The sequence below is a fragment of the Ruegeria sp. G7 genome (genome assembly GCF_056535465.1).
In genome coordinates this window covers 2,345,050-2,361,732 of sequence record NZ_JBQFIL010000001.1, presented here as the reverse complement: position 1 = coordinate 2,361,732, position 16,683 = coordinate 2,345,050, and the positions used below count along the sequence as shown (strand labels likewise).

The window sequence follows — 16,683 nt, the reverse complement described above, 5'->3', positions numbered from 1 at the left end:
GGGCCAATACATGGCGTCGATTGATCCGGCACGCCTCCCGTCCGAAACCTGGGAGTTACATCGCGCAATCTCTTCCCGCACCATCGGCGCATTGCTTGTCATTACGGTTCTTGCCGGATACTCCGCGCATGACATGGGGCTTGATAAGGCGCTGTCAGAAACATGGGGTGCGCTGCTGTCGCTCATAGGGATCGGAGAGTCCAGAGTTGTAAACGCCGCAACCGGGTTTCTTGGTCAGTCTTTTCCCATCCAAATCTCGACAAGCCAGGAAGTCAGCCGGATCGAGAATTTCGACCCGGCAAATCTGCCGCTGTTTTCCTACATAGAGCTTCAGACCATCCGCGAGTACAGCGCGCTGACCGGCGAGTTCACCGAGGTCGAAGCTGAGTTTCTTGTGCAGCCCATTGGGTATCTCGTCAAAGTTCTCGTGAAAATGTGGGAAACGATCGAGATGGCAATTTGGGGAACCGTCCTATCTGTCATTGTCGCCACCCCGCTCGCGTATTTTGCCGCGCAGAATTACACACCCAACTGGATCGTCTATCAGATTGCGCGCGCGATCTGCAGTTTCAATCGCGCGATGCCGGAACTGATCCTCGCGTTGTTCTTCGTGCTGATGTACGGGTTCGGGCCAATAGCGGGCATTTTTGCGCTGGCGCTGCACACAAGCGGTTTCTTAGGCAAGTTCTTCGCCGATGAGATCGAAAACTCGGATCCGGGACCGCAGCAAGCGTTGCGCGGCACAGGAGCGAATAGAATAAAGGTCCTTCGATACGCGGTTCTGCCGCAAGTTGCTCCTCAGTTCTACGCCTATGTGCAGTATATTCTGGAACGAAACATCCGGACAGCTACCGTTTTAGGCATTGTCGGAGCAGGCGGTATCGGGACCGAGCTCAAAGGTCGGTGGGATTTGTTCGACTACGGGCACGTGGCTACAATCCTTCTGGTTATCTTTCTCACCGTCGTCTTGCTGGAATTCCTGACGCAGAAGCTCCGGGCACGCGCAATCTGATGATCAGAACCAGCCTGTCTTTAGGAGACATTGAATTCCAGCTAGAAGGATTGTGCGTAGTCCAAAACTGAGCTGAGGCTGCCTTTGGTGTTTTCTGGTCGAGCGATAGTTCGAAGCCTTAGCTGGACACTAAAACCGATTGCCTTGCCACGTTTACTTTCTAAGCCTCAGGCCCTCTTACGCCTGCTGAGCACGTGTCCGAACCGTTCAGGGAAAACAAGAAAAGATCAAACAAAAGGCCATCAAAGCCCTTCTTCACCGCATATTTGCCGCACAATCAATCCAGTAAGACGGGTCACACTCCGTCATAGTTCAAAATGCAACTACCCGATCTTGTTACCCTGGCTCCAGACGCCTCGTAGTATGGGCGTTTTGTCGGTTTTGCGCACACACAGCACGTCGCCGCGCAAGCCTATGGCAAGCGCACCGCGATCAGTCAGTCGGGCTGCCCTGGCCGGGTTGCTTGTCACCGTGGCAATGGCGCGTGGAATGTCCTGCCAGATCTCAGCAAGGCGAAAGGCAGATAGCAACAGCGCGGAAGGCACATAGTCCGAAGACAAAATGTCCAGAAAGCCGGCATCGGCTAACTCGACCGCAGCAACATTGCCAGAGTGCGAACGCCCCCGGATCAGGTTCGGTGCGCCCATCATGACAGCGATTTCCTTTTCGCGACACGCTTCCGCCGCCTCGATGGTTGTCGGGAACTCTGCAAACGCTACACCGTTTCTGGCCGAGGTTTCGACGTGATCAGTCGTCGTATCATCATGGCTGGCCAAAACCGCGCCCAATCGGCCCGCCTCTGCTACGGCAGCCGTTTCGTGTTTCGCCCCAAAACGCTTCTGCAGGTCCAGCAGGTTCTCCACATGCGCGGCAAACTCAGTGTCATTCATTGCGCGTTTTTTGGTGATATAGGTTTTCAACGCATCCAGACTGCGGAACTGACGCTGACCGGGCGTGTGATCCATCAGGCTCACGATCCCGACCCGGTCCTCAGGCTTGAAACTACCAAGCTCATCAATCAGGGTTTCCGAACATATCTCGGCCCGCAGATGCAGGAAATGGCTGATCTTGAAGACCCCATTTGCGCGGGCTGTCAGCAGCTCATTGGCCAGTTCGCGGGCATAGTTCACGTTGCGCCCCTTACCGCCATGAACCGAGCCGACACGCATCGCGTCGAAAACGGTCGTGATGCCTGTGGATGCCAGCTCGGCATCATGGGCCATCAGGGCTGGCAGGTGCGGCCAGTGAACCTCGGGGCGAGGTTCAATGTGTCGCTCAACGTTGTCGGTATGCAATTCAACCAAACCCGGAAGGACCAGATCTCCCGCACAGTCGACAGCCCCAGCGGGCACCTTGTCGCCTTCTACGATCCCGGAAATAACGCCCCGTTCAATCGTGACTGCGCCGCGGACCAACTGATCGGGTAACACCAGCTGCGCATTGGCGAGGCATAGATCGCCGGACCTATCGCTGTCACAAGTCTTCGCCAGAGAGGATGCGGGAAAAACGGAATTCATATCACAATCTCGATTTGCGGTTTACTATGCTCCGCCCGATAGGCCTGTGGCAGAGTTCGGGGCCGCCTGGCCGGGGTGGTATGTGGTGCGCGGTGCGCCAACTTGATCTGACCGGGTTGCGTGACATCACGATGACACCGCGCAAATACAGGTTCCACCTGGGACTGTCCGGTCGGTTGCCGACGGACGCCCTGCCCATGTGGTCGGACGAGGTGATGCACAACCTGCCGACTCTGCACGGCCCACTTGCTCTGGATCAGATCGCCTTGTGTCACAAACGTCGGGAGGTGTGTTTCGAGGTGCCTCATCGCTATACGCTCACCGGTCGAAGCAAGGCGGTTGCACGGGCGATGGTCTCTTCCAGGGGGCCGTCATTGGCAAGCGTGATGACGTTTAGCCCTTCGGGCAGCGGCCTGCCTGCCTGTCCTAGTCGTTTTGCGATCTCCGCCTCCGACTCGCGGCCGCGTGCGGCCAGACGGCGTGCGAGTGTATCCGTTTGTGCGGTGATGTTCAGCACCACGATTTGGGGGAATTTTTCAGCCGCCTCAGCCAAGGCGCCCCGAGAAAAATTGACAAGGCAATCAACGCCTTCGCTCAGGCGCACTTCCACCAAACTGGGTATGCCATAAAAAAGTCCATGGGCCTCCCAATGCACAGCAAACGCCCCACGACGTGCCATTGCTTGAAACGCATCGGCAGAGACGGCGTCATAATCCTCGCCGCCTGCCTCTTTGGCGCGGGTGATGACGCGGCGCACCAGATGGACGTGTGGCAGAGCACGATGGATGCCTGCCATCACGCTGTCCTTCCCAACGCCCGATGGGCCAACCACCGCTATGAGGCGCCCTTGTGTCATGCCGCCAAACCCGGCGTAAAGCGCGTGATGTCGATTTCTCGGTCGCACACCCGCTTCCGCGCGCCCTCATCATGGAAAATCCCGATTATTGCGGCCCCGCGCGCTTTGGCCTCTTCGATCAGGGACAGCACCACTTCCCGGTTCGTCGCATCAAGGCTGGCGGTAGGTTCATCTAACAGCATCGCGGGATATGGATGGGCGAAGCCGCGGGCAATATTGACCCTCTGCTGCTCGCCACCCGAGAAGGTCGTTGGTGAAAGTGTCCAAAGCCGTTCGGGGATGTTGAGCTGGCTCAGCAGCGCCCGGGCGCGGTCCTCGGCCTGCTCAGCAGGTGTTCCAAGGGTGCGCAGCGGTTCGGCGACCACCTCAAGAGTCGGCACCCGAGGCACAACGCGCAGGAACTGGCTGACATAACCCAGCACATCCCGACGCAGGGCAATCACGTCGCGCGGTTCGGCCTGTACCAGATCGACCCCGCCGATGCGGATTTCTCCCGACGGCGTCAGGTAGTTACCGTAGATCATGCGCATGAGCGTCGACTTACCGGCGCCGGACGCGCCAGTGAGTGCCACACATTCGCCAGCAGCAACCGAAAGCGATACGTTGCTGAGGACTTCTATGACGGCACTTCCCTGATTGTGCAGGGTGAAGGTCTTGGAGACGTTGTTGAGCTCGATCATGGCTTATACCTGCAGAACGGAACTGACGAGAAGTTGGCTATAGGCGTGTTGCGGATCGTCGAGGACCTGATCTGTCAGGCCCGCTTCGACCACGCGGCCCGATTTCATGACCATCAGCCGGTCCGCCAGCAGCCGGACAACAGCCAGATCATGGGTGACAATGATCGCGGACAAACCCATGTCACGCACAAGGCTGCGCAGCAAATCAAGCAGGCGTGCCTGCACGCTGACATCCAGCCCGCCCGTCGGCTCATCCATAAACACAAGCCGCGGACCGGTGACCAGATTGCGAGCAATCTGAAGCCGTTGCTGCATGCCGCCCGAGAAAGTCGTTGGTCGGTCGTCGATGCGCTCGGCATCAATCTCGACCCGTCCCAGCCAATCGCTGGCCGTATCGCGAATATCGCCATAGTTGCGCGCACCGACGGCCATCAGACGCTCGCCAACATTGCCGCCTGCGGAAACACCCATGCGCAGCCCATCACGTGCGTGCTGGTGTACAAAGGCCCAATCGGTGCGGCCCAGCATGCGGCGTTCCGGTTCGGACATCGAGATGGTGTCGCGCGGCCCGTCGGTGCGGGTGTCGAAGATCACCTCGCCTTCATCCGGGGTCAGATGGCCCGCCATGCAGTTCAGCAAAGTGGACTTGCCAGACCCGCTTTCGCCGACAATCCCCATTACCTCGCCGGGATAAAGGTCGAAGGACACATCCGTACAGCCGATATGCGCGCCGTAGCGTTTGGTGATGTTCTGAACAGACAGCAAAGGTGTCATGCCGCGTCCTTTCCCTTATGTCCCGCTGCCTGCCGGGTCTCGCAATAATCCGTGTCCGAGCAGACGAACATCCGCCCGCCCGCGTCGTCCACAATCACCTCATCCAGATAACTGTCCGCAGCCCCACAAAGACCGCAGCAATAGTCGGCCTTGGAGGCTTCGAACGGGTGATCCTCAAAATCGAGGCTGACCACGTCGGTATAGGGCGGCAGAGCATAGATCCGCTGCTCGCGCCCCGCTCCAAACAGCTGGATCGCGGGCATGTCTGTCAGTTTCGGGTTGTCAAATTTCGGGATAGGCGATGGGTCCATCACGTAGCGTCCCTCGACGTTGACAGGATAGGCATAAGAGGTCGCGATATGCCCATGCCGGCTGATATCTTCGTAGAGCTTCACATGCATCAGCCCGTATTCTTCCAGGCTGTGCATTTTTCGCGTCTCGCTCTCTCTCGGCTCCAGAAAGCGGAGTGGCTCGGGAATGGGGACCTGATAGACGAGTATCTGTCCCTCTGTCAGCGGCTCTTCGGGGATGCGGTGGCGTGTCTGGATAACCGATGCATCGGCTGTTTTGGTCGTCGTCTCCACACCGGCGGTGCGTTCAAAGAAGGTGCGGATCGATACCGCATTTGTCGTGTCATCCGCACCCTGATCGATCACCTTGAGGGTGTCCTCGGGCGTCAGGACGGCCGCTGACACCTGTACGCCGCCCGTGCCCCAGCCATAAGGCATCGGCATTTCACGCGACGCAAAAGGCACCTGATAACCGGGAACGGCAAGAGCCTTTAAGATGGCCCGCCGGATCATCCGTTTGGTTTGTTCGTCAAGATAGGCGAAATTGTAAGCGTGATCGTTCATGTCAGCCCCCAGCCCGTTGAGCTTTTTTCACGTTGGACGCACCCGAATGGCGCCAGCCCGGATCGTCGACCCAAGCGAGATGTGGCTGCCAACCAATCGGCTCGCTGCGGATACCAAAAACGACCGCGTCAATGCTCATTCCGCAGCCTCCTGAACCTGATCCGCACCCGCTTCGCGGCGTAGTTTGCGCACAAGTTCCAGTTCTGACTGGAAATCGACGTAATGCGGCAGCTTGATATGTTCCAGAAAGCCAGTGGCCTGAATGTTATCAGCGTGATACAGGACAAATTCCGCATCCTGCGCCGGCGCGCCAACATTATCCTCGCCCAGCTCTTCCCATCGCAGCGCACGGTCGACCAAGGCCATCGAGATCGCCTTGCGCTCGGTCTGTCCAAAGACCAACCCGTACCCGCGGGTGAATTGCGGGGGCTCAGTTTTTGACCCTTTGAACTGGTTGACGGTTTCGCATTCGGTCAGGGTGATCTCGCCGATTTCGATGGCAAAGCCCAATTCGGGGATTTCCATTTCGACTGGCACAGAGCCGATCCTCAACTCGCCCACGAAGGCATGATTTCGGGCATAGCCGCGCTGCGTCGAATAGGCGAGACCCAGCGTAAAGCCCTCATCTGCGCGGGTCAGGGCCTGCAGGCGCAAGGCGCGTTCGGCAGGCATCTCCAGCGGTTCACGTGTCAGATCAGGGGGCGTCGTGTCGTCATGAGCGGCCTCTTCAATCAGCCCTTCGCGGTTCAGAAACTCCGTCACATGCGGCACATCTGCGGGCTCGGCCTCGCGCATTGGAGCCTCAGGCACATCGCCATCAGCGGCCAGCTTGAAATCCAGCAGCCTGTGCGTGTAATCGAAGGTTGGCCCCAGCACCTGACCGCCCGGCAGGTCCTTGAAGGTTGCCGAAATGCGCCGATCACAGGCCATCTCACCAGTATCGACCGGCTCTGATCCACCAAATCGGGGCAATGTGGTGCGATAGGCGCGTATCAGAAAGATCGCCTCGATCAGATCGCCGCGCGCCTGTTTGATCGCAAGCGCGGCAAGGTCAGGATCATAAAGCGAGCCCTCGGCCATGACGCGGTTTACCGCAAGGCTCAGTTGTTCGCGGATTTGCGCAATGCTCAGCTCGGCAACATCCGTGCTGCCCCGGCGTTCCTCGGCCAGCCAGGCATGCGCATTTTCAATCGCGCGCTCACCGCCTTTGACAGCTACATACATCAGGATACCTCGGTGGAACGCGGCAGGGCCGCAAGGTGCGCGCCGCAGGTGAATATGAAATCTAGCCCCAGAGGAAACAGCGCGCGGTTCGACCGGAATGCCTGCCGCTCCGGAAGGGACAGGACTGCGCTGCCTTGAATGCCGGGACCGGTCAGGTTTGCTCCGGCGGACCTCAGCTGGGGGCTTTCCACGATCAGCGTGGCCGAGCGGTCGGGGTATTCAGGGCTACCAACGGGGTAGGACGATAGCGGTGTCAGCGCGTCCCAAGATCCGATTGCGAACATGCAATGCGCCGGGCCTGTAAAGGGCGCGCCGGTGTGAAAGGCCAACCAAGCGCGCACTGCCTCGCAATCGGCCTCGCCCGCCAGATAAATCGGGGTTTCCCGGTCGCAGAGCGTCAGCAGAGCGCCACCCGCCGCGGGCGAGAGCGGAGAGGGCGGTGTAACCCCGCCGATGTCGTGGATGGTGCCGGGACGGGCCATCGCCTCCATCACACTGCGAAAGGCGTGTGCCGATTGGATCGCAGGATCCTCAAAGCCACCGGCCAGAATTTGCGCCTGCATCAGTCTTCTCCTCTGACCATGGTAAAGAATTCCACCTTCGTCGCCGCAGCCTTGGAGGCGCGCACGGCCTTGGCCTCGGTCTGCTCAGTTTGCAGGGGATTCAATACTGCAGCGCGCAATGTTTGTGCCGCCCCCGTCTGCATCAGCGCATCGACCAGCGCGGCGGCTTCTGCATCTGCCTTGCGGCGGCCCTGAATGTAAGCATGCCCCACTTCGCCGGTTTCCAGCGTCAGCGCGCAGCGGGTGACCGTCATCTCGCCCAGATTGAAAGGCGCGCCGGTAGCCCCTGCACGGGCGCGCACCATGGTACTGCCGATCTCGGGCGCGCGCAGCCATGTGAAAGCAGGTCGTGGCATGGCTGCGTCCAGCAGCACCCCCACCCTGCCCTCTGGCGCTTTGGCAAGAAGGCTCATCCATGACTTGCGCGGAAGATTTGCGTCAAAACTGTCTTTCATCTCGACAACTTTTCCAGATACTATACAACTATACATATCTTATCATATACGCCGCGCGAAGACAGAGGAGTTTTGTGAATATTGCGTGACGCTTTACGAAAGACACCGATCTGGAAGGCCATCTCTGACGCCCTGCGCAGCGATCTGGCCGAGGGGCGTTATGCCCCCGGAGACAAGCTGCCGACCGAAGCAGCCCTTGCCGAACGCTTTGGCGTGAACCGCCACACGGTTCGTCATGGGTTATCTGCATTGGTCGATGAAGGTTTGATCCGAACACGTCGCGGCGCCGGGGCCTATGTCGAAGCCACACCCACGCAATACCCCATCGGAACGCGGGTACGGTTTCATGAGAACCTGATCGCCGCAGGGCGCAGGCCCGGGAAACGGGTGCTGCATGTAGAGGAGCGCGCCGCGACGACAGGTGAGGCCGCCGCGTTGCAGATCGCACCAGTCGATCCGGTCTGTGTCTATCACGGCTTGTCATTGGCGGACGGTCAGCCCATTGCCGTATCCGAAAGCCTCTTTCCACTGGTGCGCCTTCCGGGCATCCATGCCGCGCTGCAGAGCTACAGCAGCATCACTGATGCACTTCATGCTGCAGGTGTGGCGGACTATACCCGCGTAACAACCCGATTGACGGCGGTACGCGCCACAGCCACACAAGCCCTGCATCTGCAGGTCGCCGAAGGGGACCCTCTGTTGAAATCATCGGGTGTCAATGTAGATGAACATGGGCAACCGGTGGAATTTGGTCGTACTTGGTTCGCCGGGGACCGTGTCACACTGACGCTTGAGAGCTAGCCTCATACTTCTCAAGAAACGCTTCGGCTGTCAGCGCACGGAAATCGTCAAGCGAGCGGCGCAACGCATCGTGCGACCAATCCCACCAGCCAAGTTCCATCAACCTGTCGGCGATGTCACGAGGTTGGCGCAATCGCAGCGGCCTGGCCGGTGTGCCAGCAACAATTGTGTAGGGATCGACATCTTTCGTGACCACCGCACCGGCTGCCACCACCGCGCCGTGGCCCAGCGTGACTTCGGGCTTGATCATCGCGCCTGCGCCGATCCATGTGTCATGACCAAGATATGCGATACGGGATTTGCGATGGGCAAAGAATTCCTCGTCGCGTGCCGCGTCATCCCAGTAATCGTCAGAGCGATAGAGGAAATGGTGGCAGCTGGCCGCGTGCAGCGGGTGGTCGGCGGCGCCAATGCGCGTGAAGGCGGCGATATTGACGAACTTGCCGATCTGCGCGTTGGCGATATCGGCGTACCTGTCGCAATAGCTGTAGTCACCTATCGCTGAATGGGCCACGCGGCTGCCCCTGCCGATCTCGACATAAGCACCGAAAGTGCTATCGGTGATCACACAATCAGGCTGAATGAATGGCTCATCTTCCGAAAGCCGCGCCATCAGTCTTTGCGCCCGATCAGTTTGCCGCGCAGCCAGCCAGAGAACCAGTCCATGAACATGACCATGATGATGATCAGAATGATGTAATACGCGACCTCTTCCCAGTCTTTCTGCGTCTGGATCGCTTGCGTCAGCATCAGGCCGATGCCGCCGCCGGTAATCGCGCCGATGATGGTTGCGGAACGTGTGTTGGATTCCAAGAAATAGAGAATCTGCGCCAGCAGCACGGGAACGACCTGCGGGATGACACCGAAGCGATACCGCTGCAACGGCTTAGCTCCGGTTGATGAGATCCCTTCGATCTGCTTCTGGTCCACGTTTTCCAACGCTTCCGAGAATATCTTGCCGAATGTGCCCGTATCGGTGATCAGGATTGCCAAAGCGCCTGTAAGGGGACCCGGCCCGAAGGCCCGTGCCAGAACCACCGTCCAGATCAGAGCATCCACACCGCGCACGAAATCGAACAGGCGGCGGGTGGCAGCGCGCAGCAGCATGATGGGCGAGAACCGCTTGGCCGCCAGAAACGACAGCGGCAGCGCGACCATCGCAGCGCCCATGGTGCCAAGAAAAGCCATCAGAATCGTCTCTCCGATCGCCCAGGCAACATCCTTGTGCCGCCACATGGCGTTGTTCCACCAGTCGGATACAGCGCCCTCGATGTTCGAGCGATCCGGGTCGAGACGCGCGCCGAACAGGATCTCGGCAAGTCCGTGGCCATGATAAGGACTGTCGAGGGTGAACCAGAACAGCTCCCATCCGGGGAAGTAGTTGAACACCTCGGTGCGCGCGCCGGTCATGGTTATGCGACCCTCGGGCGTGGTGATCCCGATCCGCCGCTCCGAGGCGGATATCCAGTCGGGCAGCTCGGACGGCAGGTTGGTCGTCAGGCGGCGACCTTCGGCCTGCACCTCGATCAATGGAAAACCCGGGATCTCAATCTCGGTCCGGTTACCGGGCAGGAACCGTACGATATGGTCCCGCCCCAGATCGATGGTGATCACCTGGTCACCGGACACCCATTCCGGTCGAAGACCGTCGGGATAGGTACCCTTGCGCTCGCCTTCCACAGCATAGGTCACATCACCCGAGCGATTATCGCGCGTAACGTGCACCTTGTGCGACCAGCTGTCCGAGGCCAGCGTCACGGCGTTGTCCAGATTGGCTCGCTGCGCAAGACCCGGAAGGTCGAACGCAAAGAAGATATAGGCAAGGTAAAGGACAATCACAGCCGGGATGCCAAAGCCGATCATGCGTTTGCGCTGAAACAGCTTTTCCGCCTCAAGCTTGGTGCTATTCAGGCCCGGGTTCACATCTATCGTGGTCATTGGCCCTGCCCTTCTGTCAGACGATTGCGGAAACGGCTGGAAACCTGATCGAAGAACACGATCGTGCTGAACAGCAAAATGAAGATTGCACCTGCTTCGTCGAACCGGCCCGGCCCCCAGGCCATGGCATTGCGCAGCTCATAGCCCAATCCACCCGCCCCAACGAAGCCCAGGATGGCGGAAGCGCGAATGTTGATCTCGAACCGCAGGAGTGAATAGCTGACATAGTTCGGCGCAACCTGCGGAAGAACGCCAAGCAGCATTTTCTGCGACCACGTGGCACCTGTCGATGCCAGGCCTTCGACAGGTTTCAAATCTGCGTTTTCGGCGACTTCTGAGAACATTTTGCCAAGCGCACCCGCGGTGTGAATGGAAATCGCGATCATCGCCGGAACTGGGCCGCCACCCAGCACAAAGATCAGGACCAGCGCTATGACGATCTCAGGCACGGCGCGCATGATGTCCGAGATACGACGAAATAACGGGATCAGGCGCGGCCATTTCGCCAACCCACGCGTTCCGAGCAGCGATAGAAACAGGCCACCGATGGCCCCGACCAAGGTCGAGACTGCAGCGATATTGATCGTCTCAACCAGCGCCGGGAAGTATTTCACAATCAGGCCAGGCAGGTCAGCACGTTTCTCCCAGGCCTCTGACAGAACTTCTGCAGGATAGTCTCCAATCTGATGCAAACCCTCCCAGAAGCCGCCTGCATTACGAGAGTCTGCGATATTGAAACCTGACACCAGCAGGACCACAAAAATCAGCAACGTGAGCCCGCCATACAGCCTGCGACGTTGAACCTGCGCCATATAGCTGGATCGAATGGTTTCAACGCTGTGGGGCGCTGTACCGATAGATATGTCTGCCATCCCGAACCCCGGACAAAGAATGACCGGCAACCCAAAAGGGTTGCCGGAAACATCAAACGACGGGCTTAGCCACCGATCTTGGCTTTGCGCGCCTCAACGATGGACGTGTAGGTATCATGGGATACCGGCTGGAAGCCCAGCGTGTCGCCTGCTGCCACACCGTAAGCGCAATCGGGGTCACGCTCGTGCAGGCCGTCAACCAGTTCGGTCATGGTTGCACGTACATCAGCAGGCAGGGCCTTGCGCAGAACCACGGGACCTTCGGGGATGACGTTCGATTTCCAGATTTGGACCATGTCGTTCATGTCGACCAGCCCCGCGTCAACCGCCTTGCGCAGCGCGCCCGAGTTGTACCCGTCTTCCCAGTTGCCCTGACCATCGGCCCAGGTGACGCCACCGTCAATGTCACCATTGTTTACGGCAACGATTGTCTGCTCGTGGCCACCGGTGAACTTCACCTCACCAAAGTACTCGCCCGACTCCATCGTGACGCCGTCCTTGTACTGCGGGATCTCGATCGAGGGGATCAGATAGCCCGAGGTGGAATTGGGATCGCCGAAGCCGAACACCTTGCCTTCCATATCGTCCAGCGAGGCAATACCGCTATCTTTGCGGGCAAAACCGATCGAGTGATAGCCTATGGAACCGTCCACGTTCACTTTGATCAGAACGGGCTCGACCGCCTCAGGGTCCTGCAGATATGTGGCAGCGTAAGAGGACGCGCCCAGCCAAGCCATGTCGATCGTGCCGCCCAGCAGGCCCTGGATCACGCCGTTATAATCGGCGGGCGCGAACAGCTTGGTCTCAACACCCAGCGCTTCGGTGGTGTAGTCCGCAAGGCACTGATACGAGTTCATACGGTCCTGAGCGTTTTCGCCGCCCAGGATTCCGATGCGGAATTCTTTGATTTCCTCAGCAAGAGCACCAGTGCTCAGCGCGGTGGTGGCGGCAAGCGCCAGTACCAGGGTCTTTTTCATCGTTGTCTCCGTTCGGTTTGATGAAGATGGCCCGCGACAGGCGCGGATAGAAACTGGCTCAGACGTAGGCTTCCGCTTCGCGGACCTCGGGCCTGTCCAGTGTTTCGATTTCGGTCGAGGTCGCGGCCTCGGAAAAATCCGCGCCCGCGCCGTAGATGTCGCGGGCCACACCCGTCGTCAGCTGTGCTGGCGTTCCGTCAAAGACGATCCGGCCATCGCGCATACCGATCACACGGTCGCAGTAGCGGCGCGCAGTATCCAGCGTATGCAGGTTGGCGATGACCATGCGCCCGTCTTCTTCGTGAATGGTGCGCAGAGATTGCATCACAACTTGCGCATTCATCGGGTCAAGCGACGCAATCGGCTCATCGGCCAGAATGATCTTGGGGTCCTGCATCAGGGCGCGCGCGATAGCGACGCGTTGCTGCTGTCCGCCTGACAGCGCCTCGGCCCGTTTGGGCGCTTGTTCGGCGATGCCCAGTCGATCGAGTATTTCGATCGCCTGATGGATATCCGACTGCGGATAAAGGTTGAACATCGTCGCAAAGGTCGAGCGTTTGTTTAGAGTGCCATGCAGCACGTTCGACACCACATCCATGCGCGGTACCAGATTGAACTGCTGGAAAATCATGGCGCAGCGTGATTGCCATTTGCGCTTTGCAGCACCGCGCAGCGCGGTGATCTCTTCACCTTCAAATGTAATCCGACCCGACGTCGCGTCGCTCAGACGATTGATCATGCGCAGCAACGTGGATTTGCCCGCGCCGGATCGGCCAATGATCCCGATCATGGTCGGTTCGTCCACCAGGATGTTCGCAGCATCCACAGCTGTCTTGTCACCAAACTGCTTGGTCAGCTTTTCGATTTTCAGCATATCGCCCCCAGGTTTGTGAGGCGGATAGAGGTTGAAAACGAAACTCCTGTGACGCTTTTGAATCGGTTTCTTTAAGTCTGCGCAAAAGATTTATGACAGGGCCCGGACAGTCACGCCGATAAAGTTCAACACATCCGAAACCGCTTTTAGATGCTCATTTTAGTTATCCACAAGGCGTCATAAAACTGTTACGGTCAGCGAAAGGAAAGATCAGGTTTTGTTCATGACACGTCGCATCGTCAGCATCTTCTGCCTCGGTTTTACGCTTCCGTCTGCCGCTTACGCACAGATGGCGGATGTACGCTGCGATGACAGTGCCCGCCTGACGCATACCCTGAAACAGGTCATGGGTGCCGAGCGTCAGGGTATGGGGTTACGCGATCCCGAGACAATGCTGGAAGTCTGGGTCAAGCGAACAAGCGGCGACTGGATGATTGTCCAGAACTACGCAAATGGTACTTCCTGCATCGTAGCCATGGGCGAACACTGGGAAGATGCGACATCAGGGCCCGCCTAATGCAGTTAGTTTCCAGCCGCCTTCCCTTTAACGGGCAGCAAACGTCTAAGCTTCTATAAGGCTCGCAAACCACAATAAACATCACGAGTGTCCGATTGGAACTGAGTTCTACGCTTTTGCTATTTGTGGTCACACACGAAGCAGATTTGTCAGAATGATTGAATTATGAACTGCAGTAGTAGGACGCCCGCGTCTGTGGCCTTGGGGTCTACAAGACAAAGTAGCTATATGCAGAATCCGCTCGTTCAATCAAATCGAAAGAGATCATAGGCCAAACGCCCAGTATTCTCTGATGGTTAGGACCGTTTGTGTACTATCATGTTACTTTTGCATTTGTGACGATCTCAGCGAGATTTTGAATTAAGATGGGACGCACCTGCCACTTTACACTTTTGGCAAGAACCCGGAAAAAGCTTCGACTGCATCGTTCTAGTCTTTAGTAGAGTGACCATCATAGGTCATGCTGGGAAATGCCAATGTAAATAACGGCCCTGAGCCGCCATTGGTCGGAGCCAATTATCGCTGCTCTGGGACCCGTCAAAGGAGACTTTAGCTACAATCGCGAGATTTGGTCACCGACGAACTGACGTCCTGTCAGACAAAGTGTGATTTCGTTGCGGCTGCGCGAGTTATGGCTTTGGTTGCCAAACCCTAAGCGGATTCGTTTGCGTCGTGGAATATCCAGACCATGCGATCAACGAACCAAACCTTGGGCCCGATCGAAAGCACCAAACCGCAAATTGTCGCCCACGGGTCGAGGACGATCAGACCCCATAAGAGGATCACCATTCCAACAGCAGAAATCGCGGTTAATATGTTGGCCATGCGGACGTGATGTTCAGCAATAGGAACCACACTGCGCTCGAGAAATAGTCTTTCGCCCATAACACCTTTGGCGGCCCAGCTATCCATCTTAGCCGGCGGACCAAACAGCCTCGGGTTCGCCCAAGTCCATAGGACCGCCAAGGCTAACGGTGCCAATGCCCACCAGCCAAGCCAGACTCGCGACCAGATCGCAAGTGCTATGAACGGCAGGCAGCTGAAGCGAGTATAGACGCTCCATGGGTTCGCGTGACGGGCCCACGCCTCATCGTCCATCGCCATCAGGCGCTCGGCTGCTTTGAAGATGTCTGCCATGACATAATCCTAGCGCGGAGGCCGCCTAAACACCATCCGGGTTCATAAGCCGGCTATTGGATTCTTCTACAGCAACTGACGTGTCGGGCTCGTTCCGGAGCCTAGAGCAAGCGCGGTGTCTTAATGGTAGGCGGACTCGTCGCAGGTATTGTCAACCCATACCAGCCATTGATCACCCCCTGACATGCCACGCAGCAGCTTCATCGAACCGGACATTCGCGGCCCAAGCGAGACAGGGAGGCAGTTTGGGGTCAGTCGGACGGACAAAGCGGGCCTATGTCACCCAGACTCCTTTGTCCGCTTCTACAAAACACCACGTCACTGATGCGGTGGATTGCGACCCGCTTGAATTTCCTGAACCCGCTCGGGCCAACTGGACCTAATGTAGGCGAGAATGTCCCAGATATCGTCGTTGGTGAGGATATCCCCAAATCCCGGCATGCCACTTGCAAAGCCGTCGACGCCGCGCGCGGCCAACGCGGCCTCGCCACCTAGTTGGGTGTATTCGAACAGAAGCTGGTTGTCGTGGTGCCATGTATGCCCGCTCTCATCATGAGGCGGCGCAGGCAGAATACCGTTGTCGTCAGGCGTCTGCCAATCCGGCTGTCCTTCGAGATTGACGCCATGACAGGACGCGCATTGTTCGGCGTAGAGGGTCTGACCATTGGTCAAGTCCCGGTCGTCCATTTCATGACCGGCACTTGCACTCGTAGCGAAGCTGAAAAATGTTACTATCAAAAAGTCGCGCCTGTTCATGCAATACCTCAGTTCGGTAGGGTCAAAACACTGGTGAGCGTCGCGGTTGCTGCAAGGACCACCAGAATGATTACGGCTTCGATTTCAATGGAGCGTGCCAGGTGGCGGGCGGCTTTGTTGTCCCCGGACTGCATGGCCGGAACGAAGCGGAGCTTGTTTGCGGCTGCCAACATCAGGACCGCGCCCACGAGCGCGAGTTTGATCAGCAGGGTTTGCCCGTAACCCGTTGTCATTAAATCCCACATATCGCCCAGCAACATCCAAGCCATCAGCAGTCCCGCCAAAATCAATACTGGAACAATAATCGAAGCCGCCTGTCCAAACCGATGCCCCAACATGCCTGCGTTGCTCAGATATTCTGGCCGTTGGGATAGGGCACGCAACGGTTCAAGTATGCCGACCCAAAACGCGATACCCAGAAGGTGAAAGAGCAATAGCACACGGACGCCGGTTATCTCCAACTCAGGGACATGCCCGATCTGGGCGAATGACCACAGGGCGATCATTCCACCGGTAAGCGCGATCCATTGGCCGAATAGTGGCATGAATACCCCGACTATCATCAATACCGCCCCGACAACCCGATAGACGAGAACGTCGCCAACCAGGGTCTGCCACAGCAGACCGAGCATTTCTGGATCAGTCATACCATCAGTTCCGCCCGTCAGGGCTGCACCGCGCAACATGAACCCAAGTACGGAGCCCGCAAACGCAAGCGCTGCCAACAGAGCAATCTGACCACGCATTCTATCATTCAGAGGCGACACCAAGTCGGTAAAAGCAGTCCGAATGATCAATAGACCAGTCGCACCACTAATGCCGACATACAGCATCAGCTTGGACAATATCGCGCCTATTCCCCAGATATCGGGCATG

The 16,683-nt window shown here is 58.0% G+C and carries 20 protein-coding genes; 3 read left to right on the top strand and 17 right to left on the bottom strand.

Going from position 1 to position 16,683, the window contains the following annotated elements:
* The first annotated feature begins 10 nt into the window (after positions 1 to 10).
* On the top strand, positions 11 to 1,012 hold the full coding sequence (gene phnE, locus ACR3EN_RS11830; RefSeq protein ID WP_480824954.1) for a phosphonate ABC transporter, permease protein PhnE: 1,002 nt from the start codon (positions 11 to 13) through the stop codon (positions 1,010 to 1,012).
* Positions 1,013 to 1,335: 323 nt separating this feature from the next.
* Here the strand turns inward: phnE (ACR3EN_RS11830) and ACR3EN_RS11825 are convergent, their stop codons facing one another.
* From ACR3EN_RS11825 to phnG, 9 genes are all read right to left on the bottom strand, one after another.
* Positions 1,336 to 2,529, bottom strand: a complete 1,194-nt coding sequence (locus ACR3EN_RS11825; RefSeq protein ID WP_480860988.1) for an alpha-D-ribose 1-methylphosphonate 5-triphosphate diphosphatase — start codon at positions 2,527 to 2,529, stop codon at positions 1,336 to 1,338.
* A 310-nt stretch (positions 2,530 to 2,839) separates the two neighbouring features.
* Positions 2,840 to 3,385: a phosphonate metabolism protein/1,5-bisphosphokinase (PRPP-forming) PhnN gene (gene phnN, locus ACR3EN_RS11820; protein ID WP_480824958.1), complete on the bottom strand. Its 546-nt coding sequence runs from the start codon at positions 3,383 to 3,385 to the stop codon at positions 2,840 to 2,842.
* Positions 3,382 to 4,065 (bottom strand): phosphonate C-P lyase system protein PhnL, encoded by a 684-nt coding sequence (gene phnL, locus ACR3EN_RS11815; RefSeq protein ID WP_480824960.1) that lies wholly within the window; start codon positions 4,063 to 4,065, stop codon positions 3,382 to 3,384. Before phnL ends, phnN begins: the two co-directional genes overlap by 4 nt.
* Before the next feature lie 3 nt (positions 4,066 to 4,068).
* The gene (gene phnK, locus ACR3EN_RS11810) at positions 4,069 to 4,839 is read right to left on the bottom strand and encodes a phosphonate C-P lyase system protein PhnK (protein ID WP_480824962.1); all 771 of its coding nucleotides are present in this window, start codon (positions 4,837 to 4,839) and stop codon (positions 4,069 to 4,071) included.
* Positions 4,836 to 5,693: an alpha-D-ribose 1-methylphosphonate 5-phosphate C-P-lyase PhnJ gene (locus tag ACR3EN_RS11805; RefSeq protein ID WP_480824964.1), complete on the bottom strand. Its 858-nt coding sequence runs from the start codon at positions 5,691 to 5,693 to the stop codon at positions 4,836 to 4,838. The genes phnK and ACR3EN_RS11805 overlap by 4 nt, the downstream gene beginning before the upstream one ends.
* A gap of 1 nt (position 5,694) precedes the next feature.
* Positions 5,695 to 5,832 carry a hypothetical protein gene (locus ACR3EN_RS11800; protein WP_480824966.1) on the bottom strand — a complete coding sequence of 46 codons (138 nt, stop codon included), beginning with the start codon at positions 5,830 to 5,832 and terminating at the stop codon, positions 5,695 to 5,697.
* Positions 5,829 to 6,917 carry a carbon-phosphorus lyase complex subunit gene (locus tag ACR3EN_RS11795; protein ID WP_480824968.1) on the bottom strand — a complete coding sequence of 363 codons (1,089 nt, stop codon included), beginning with the start codon at positions 6,915 to 6,917 and terminating at the stop codon, positions 5,829 to 5,831. Before ACR3EN_RS11795 ends, ACR3EN_RS11800 begins: the two co-directional genes overlap by 4 nt.
* A complete protein-coding gene (gene phnH / locus ACR3EN_RS11790; RefSeq protein WP_480824970.1) occupies positions 6,917 to 7,480 on the bottom strand; it encodes a phosphonate C-P lyase system protein PhnH in 564 nt (187 codons plus the stop codon). Before phnH ends, ACR3EN_RS11795 begins: the two co-directional genes overlap by 1 nt.
* Complete coding sequence (phnG, locus tag ACR3EN_RS11785; RefSeq protein WP_480824972.1) at positions 7,480 to 7,935, bottom strand: phosphonate C-P lyase system protein PhnG; 456 nt, start codon at positions 7,933 to 7,935, stop codon at positions 7,480 to 7,482. Before phnG ends, phnH begins: the two co-directional genes overlap by 1 nt.
* Before the next feature lie 81 nt (positions 7,936 to 8,016).
* Here phnG and phnF point away from each other — a divergent pair, with 81 nt between their 5' ends.
* On the top strand, positions 8,017 to 8,736 hold the full coding sequence (phnF, locus tag ACR3EN_RS11780; protein ID WP_480824974.1) for a phosphonate metabolism transcriptional regulator PhnF: 720 nt from the start codon (positions 8,017 to 8,019) through the stop codon (positions 8,734 to 8,736).
* Here phnF and ACR3EN_RS11775 read toward each other — a convergent pair.
* The 5 genes from ACR3EN_RS11775 to phnC all read right to left on the bottom strand — a co-directional run bounded on the left by ACR3EN_RS11775 (position 8,714) and on the right by phnC (position 13,397).
* Positions 8,714 to 9,349 carry an LbetaH domain-containing protein gene (locus tag ACR3EN_RS11775; protein WP_480871019.1) on the bottom strand — a complete coding sequence of 212 codons (636 nt, stop codon included), beginning with the start codon at positions 9,347 to 9,349 and terminating at the stop codon, positions 8,714 to 8,716. The genes phnF and ACR3EN_RS11775 overlap by 23 nt on opposite strands.
* The gene (gene phnE, locus ACR3EN_RS11770; RefSeq protein WP_480871017.1) at positions 9,349 to 10,674 is read right to left on the bottom strand and encodes a phosphonate ABC transporter, permease protein PhnE; all 1,326 of its coding nucleotides are present in this window, start codon (positions 10,672 to 10,674) and stop codon (positions 9,349 to 9,351) included. The genes ACR3EN_RS11775 and phnE (ACR3EN_RS11770) overlap by 1 nt, the downstream gene beginning before the upstream one ends.
* Positions 10,671 to 11,546 carry a phosphonate ABC transporter, permease protein PhnE gene (gene phnE, locus ACR3EN_RS11765; protein ID WP_480824980.1) on the bottom strand — a complete coding sequence of 292 codons (876 nt, stop codon included), beginning with the start codon at positions 11,544 to 11,546 and terminating at the stop codon, positions 10,671 to 10,673. The genes phnE (ACR3EN_RS11770) and phnE (ACR3EN_RS11765) overlap by 4 nt, the downstream gene beginning before the upstream one ends.
* Positions 11,547 to 11,611: 65 nt before the next feature.
* Positions 11,612 to 12,523, bottom strand: coding sequence for a phosphonate ABC transporter substrate-binding protein (gene phnD / locus ACR3EN_RS11760; RefSeq protein WP_480824982.1), 912 nt, complete (start codon positions 12,521 to 12,523; stop codon positions 11,612 to 11,614).
* Positions 12,524 to 12,581: 58 nt separating this feature from the next.
* Complete coding sequence (gene phnC, locus ACR3EN_RS11755) at positions 12,582 to 13,397, bottom strand: phosphonate ABC transporter ATP-binding protein (protein ID WP_480824984.1); 816 nt, start codon at positions 13,395 to 13,397, stop codon at positions 12,582 to 12,584.
* Positions 13,398 to 13,620: 223 nt separating this feature from the next.
* Here phnC and ACR3EN_RS11750 point away from each other — a divergent pair, with 223 nt between their 5' ends.
* Positions 13,621 to 13,914, top strand: coding sequence for a hypothetical protein (locus ACR3EN_RS11750; protein WP_480824986.1), 294 nt, complete (start codon positions 13,621 to 13,623; stop codon positions 13,912 to 13,914).
* Between the two features lie 651 nt (positions 13,915 to 14,565).
* Here ACR3EN_RS11750 and ACR3EN_RS11745 read toward each other — a convergent pair.
* The 3 genes from ACR3EN_RS11745 to ACR3EN_RS11735 all read right to left on the bottom strand — a co-directional run bounded on the left by ACR3EN_RS11745 (position 14,566) and on the right by ACR3EN_RS11735 (position 16,682).
* Positions 14,566 to 15,051, bottom strand: coding sequence for a DUF6653 family protein (locus tag ACR3EN_RS11745; protein ID WP_480824988.1), 486 nt, complete (start codon positions 15,049 to 15,051; stop codon positions 14,566 to 14,568).
* A gap of 318 nt (positions 15,052 to 15,369) precedes the next feature.
* Positions 15,370 to 15,738, bottom strand: a complete 369-nt coding sequence (locus ACR3EN_RS11740; RefSeq protein ID WP_480824990.1) for a c-type cytochrome — start codon at positions 15,736 to 15,738, stop codon at positions 15,370 to 15,372.
* A 77-nt stretch (positions 15,739 to 15,815) separates the two neighbouring features.
* Complete coding sequence (locus tag ACR3EN_RS11735; protein ID WP_480824992.1) at positions 15,816 to 16,682, bottom strand: copper resistance D family protein; 867 nt, start codon at positions 16,680 to 16,682, stop codon at positions 15,816 to 15,818.
* Position 16,683 lies beyond the last annotated feature (1 nt).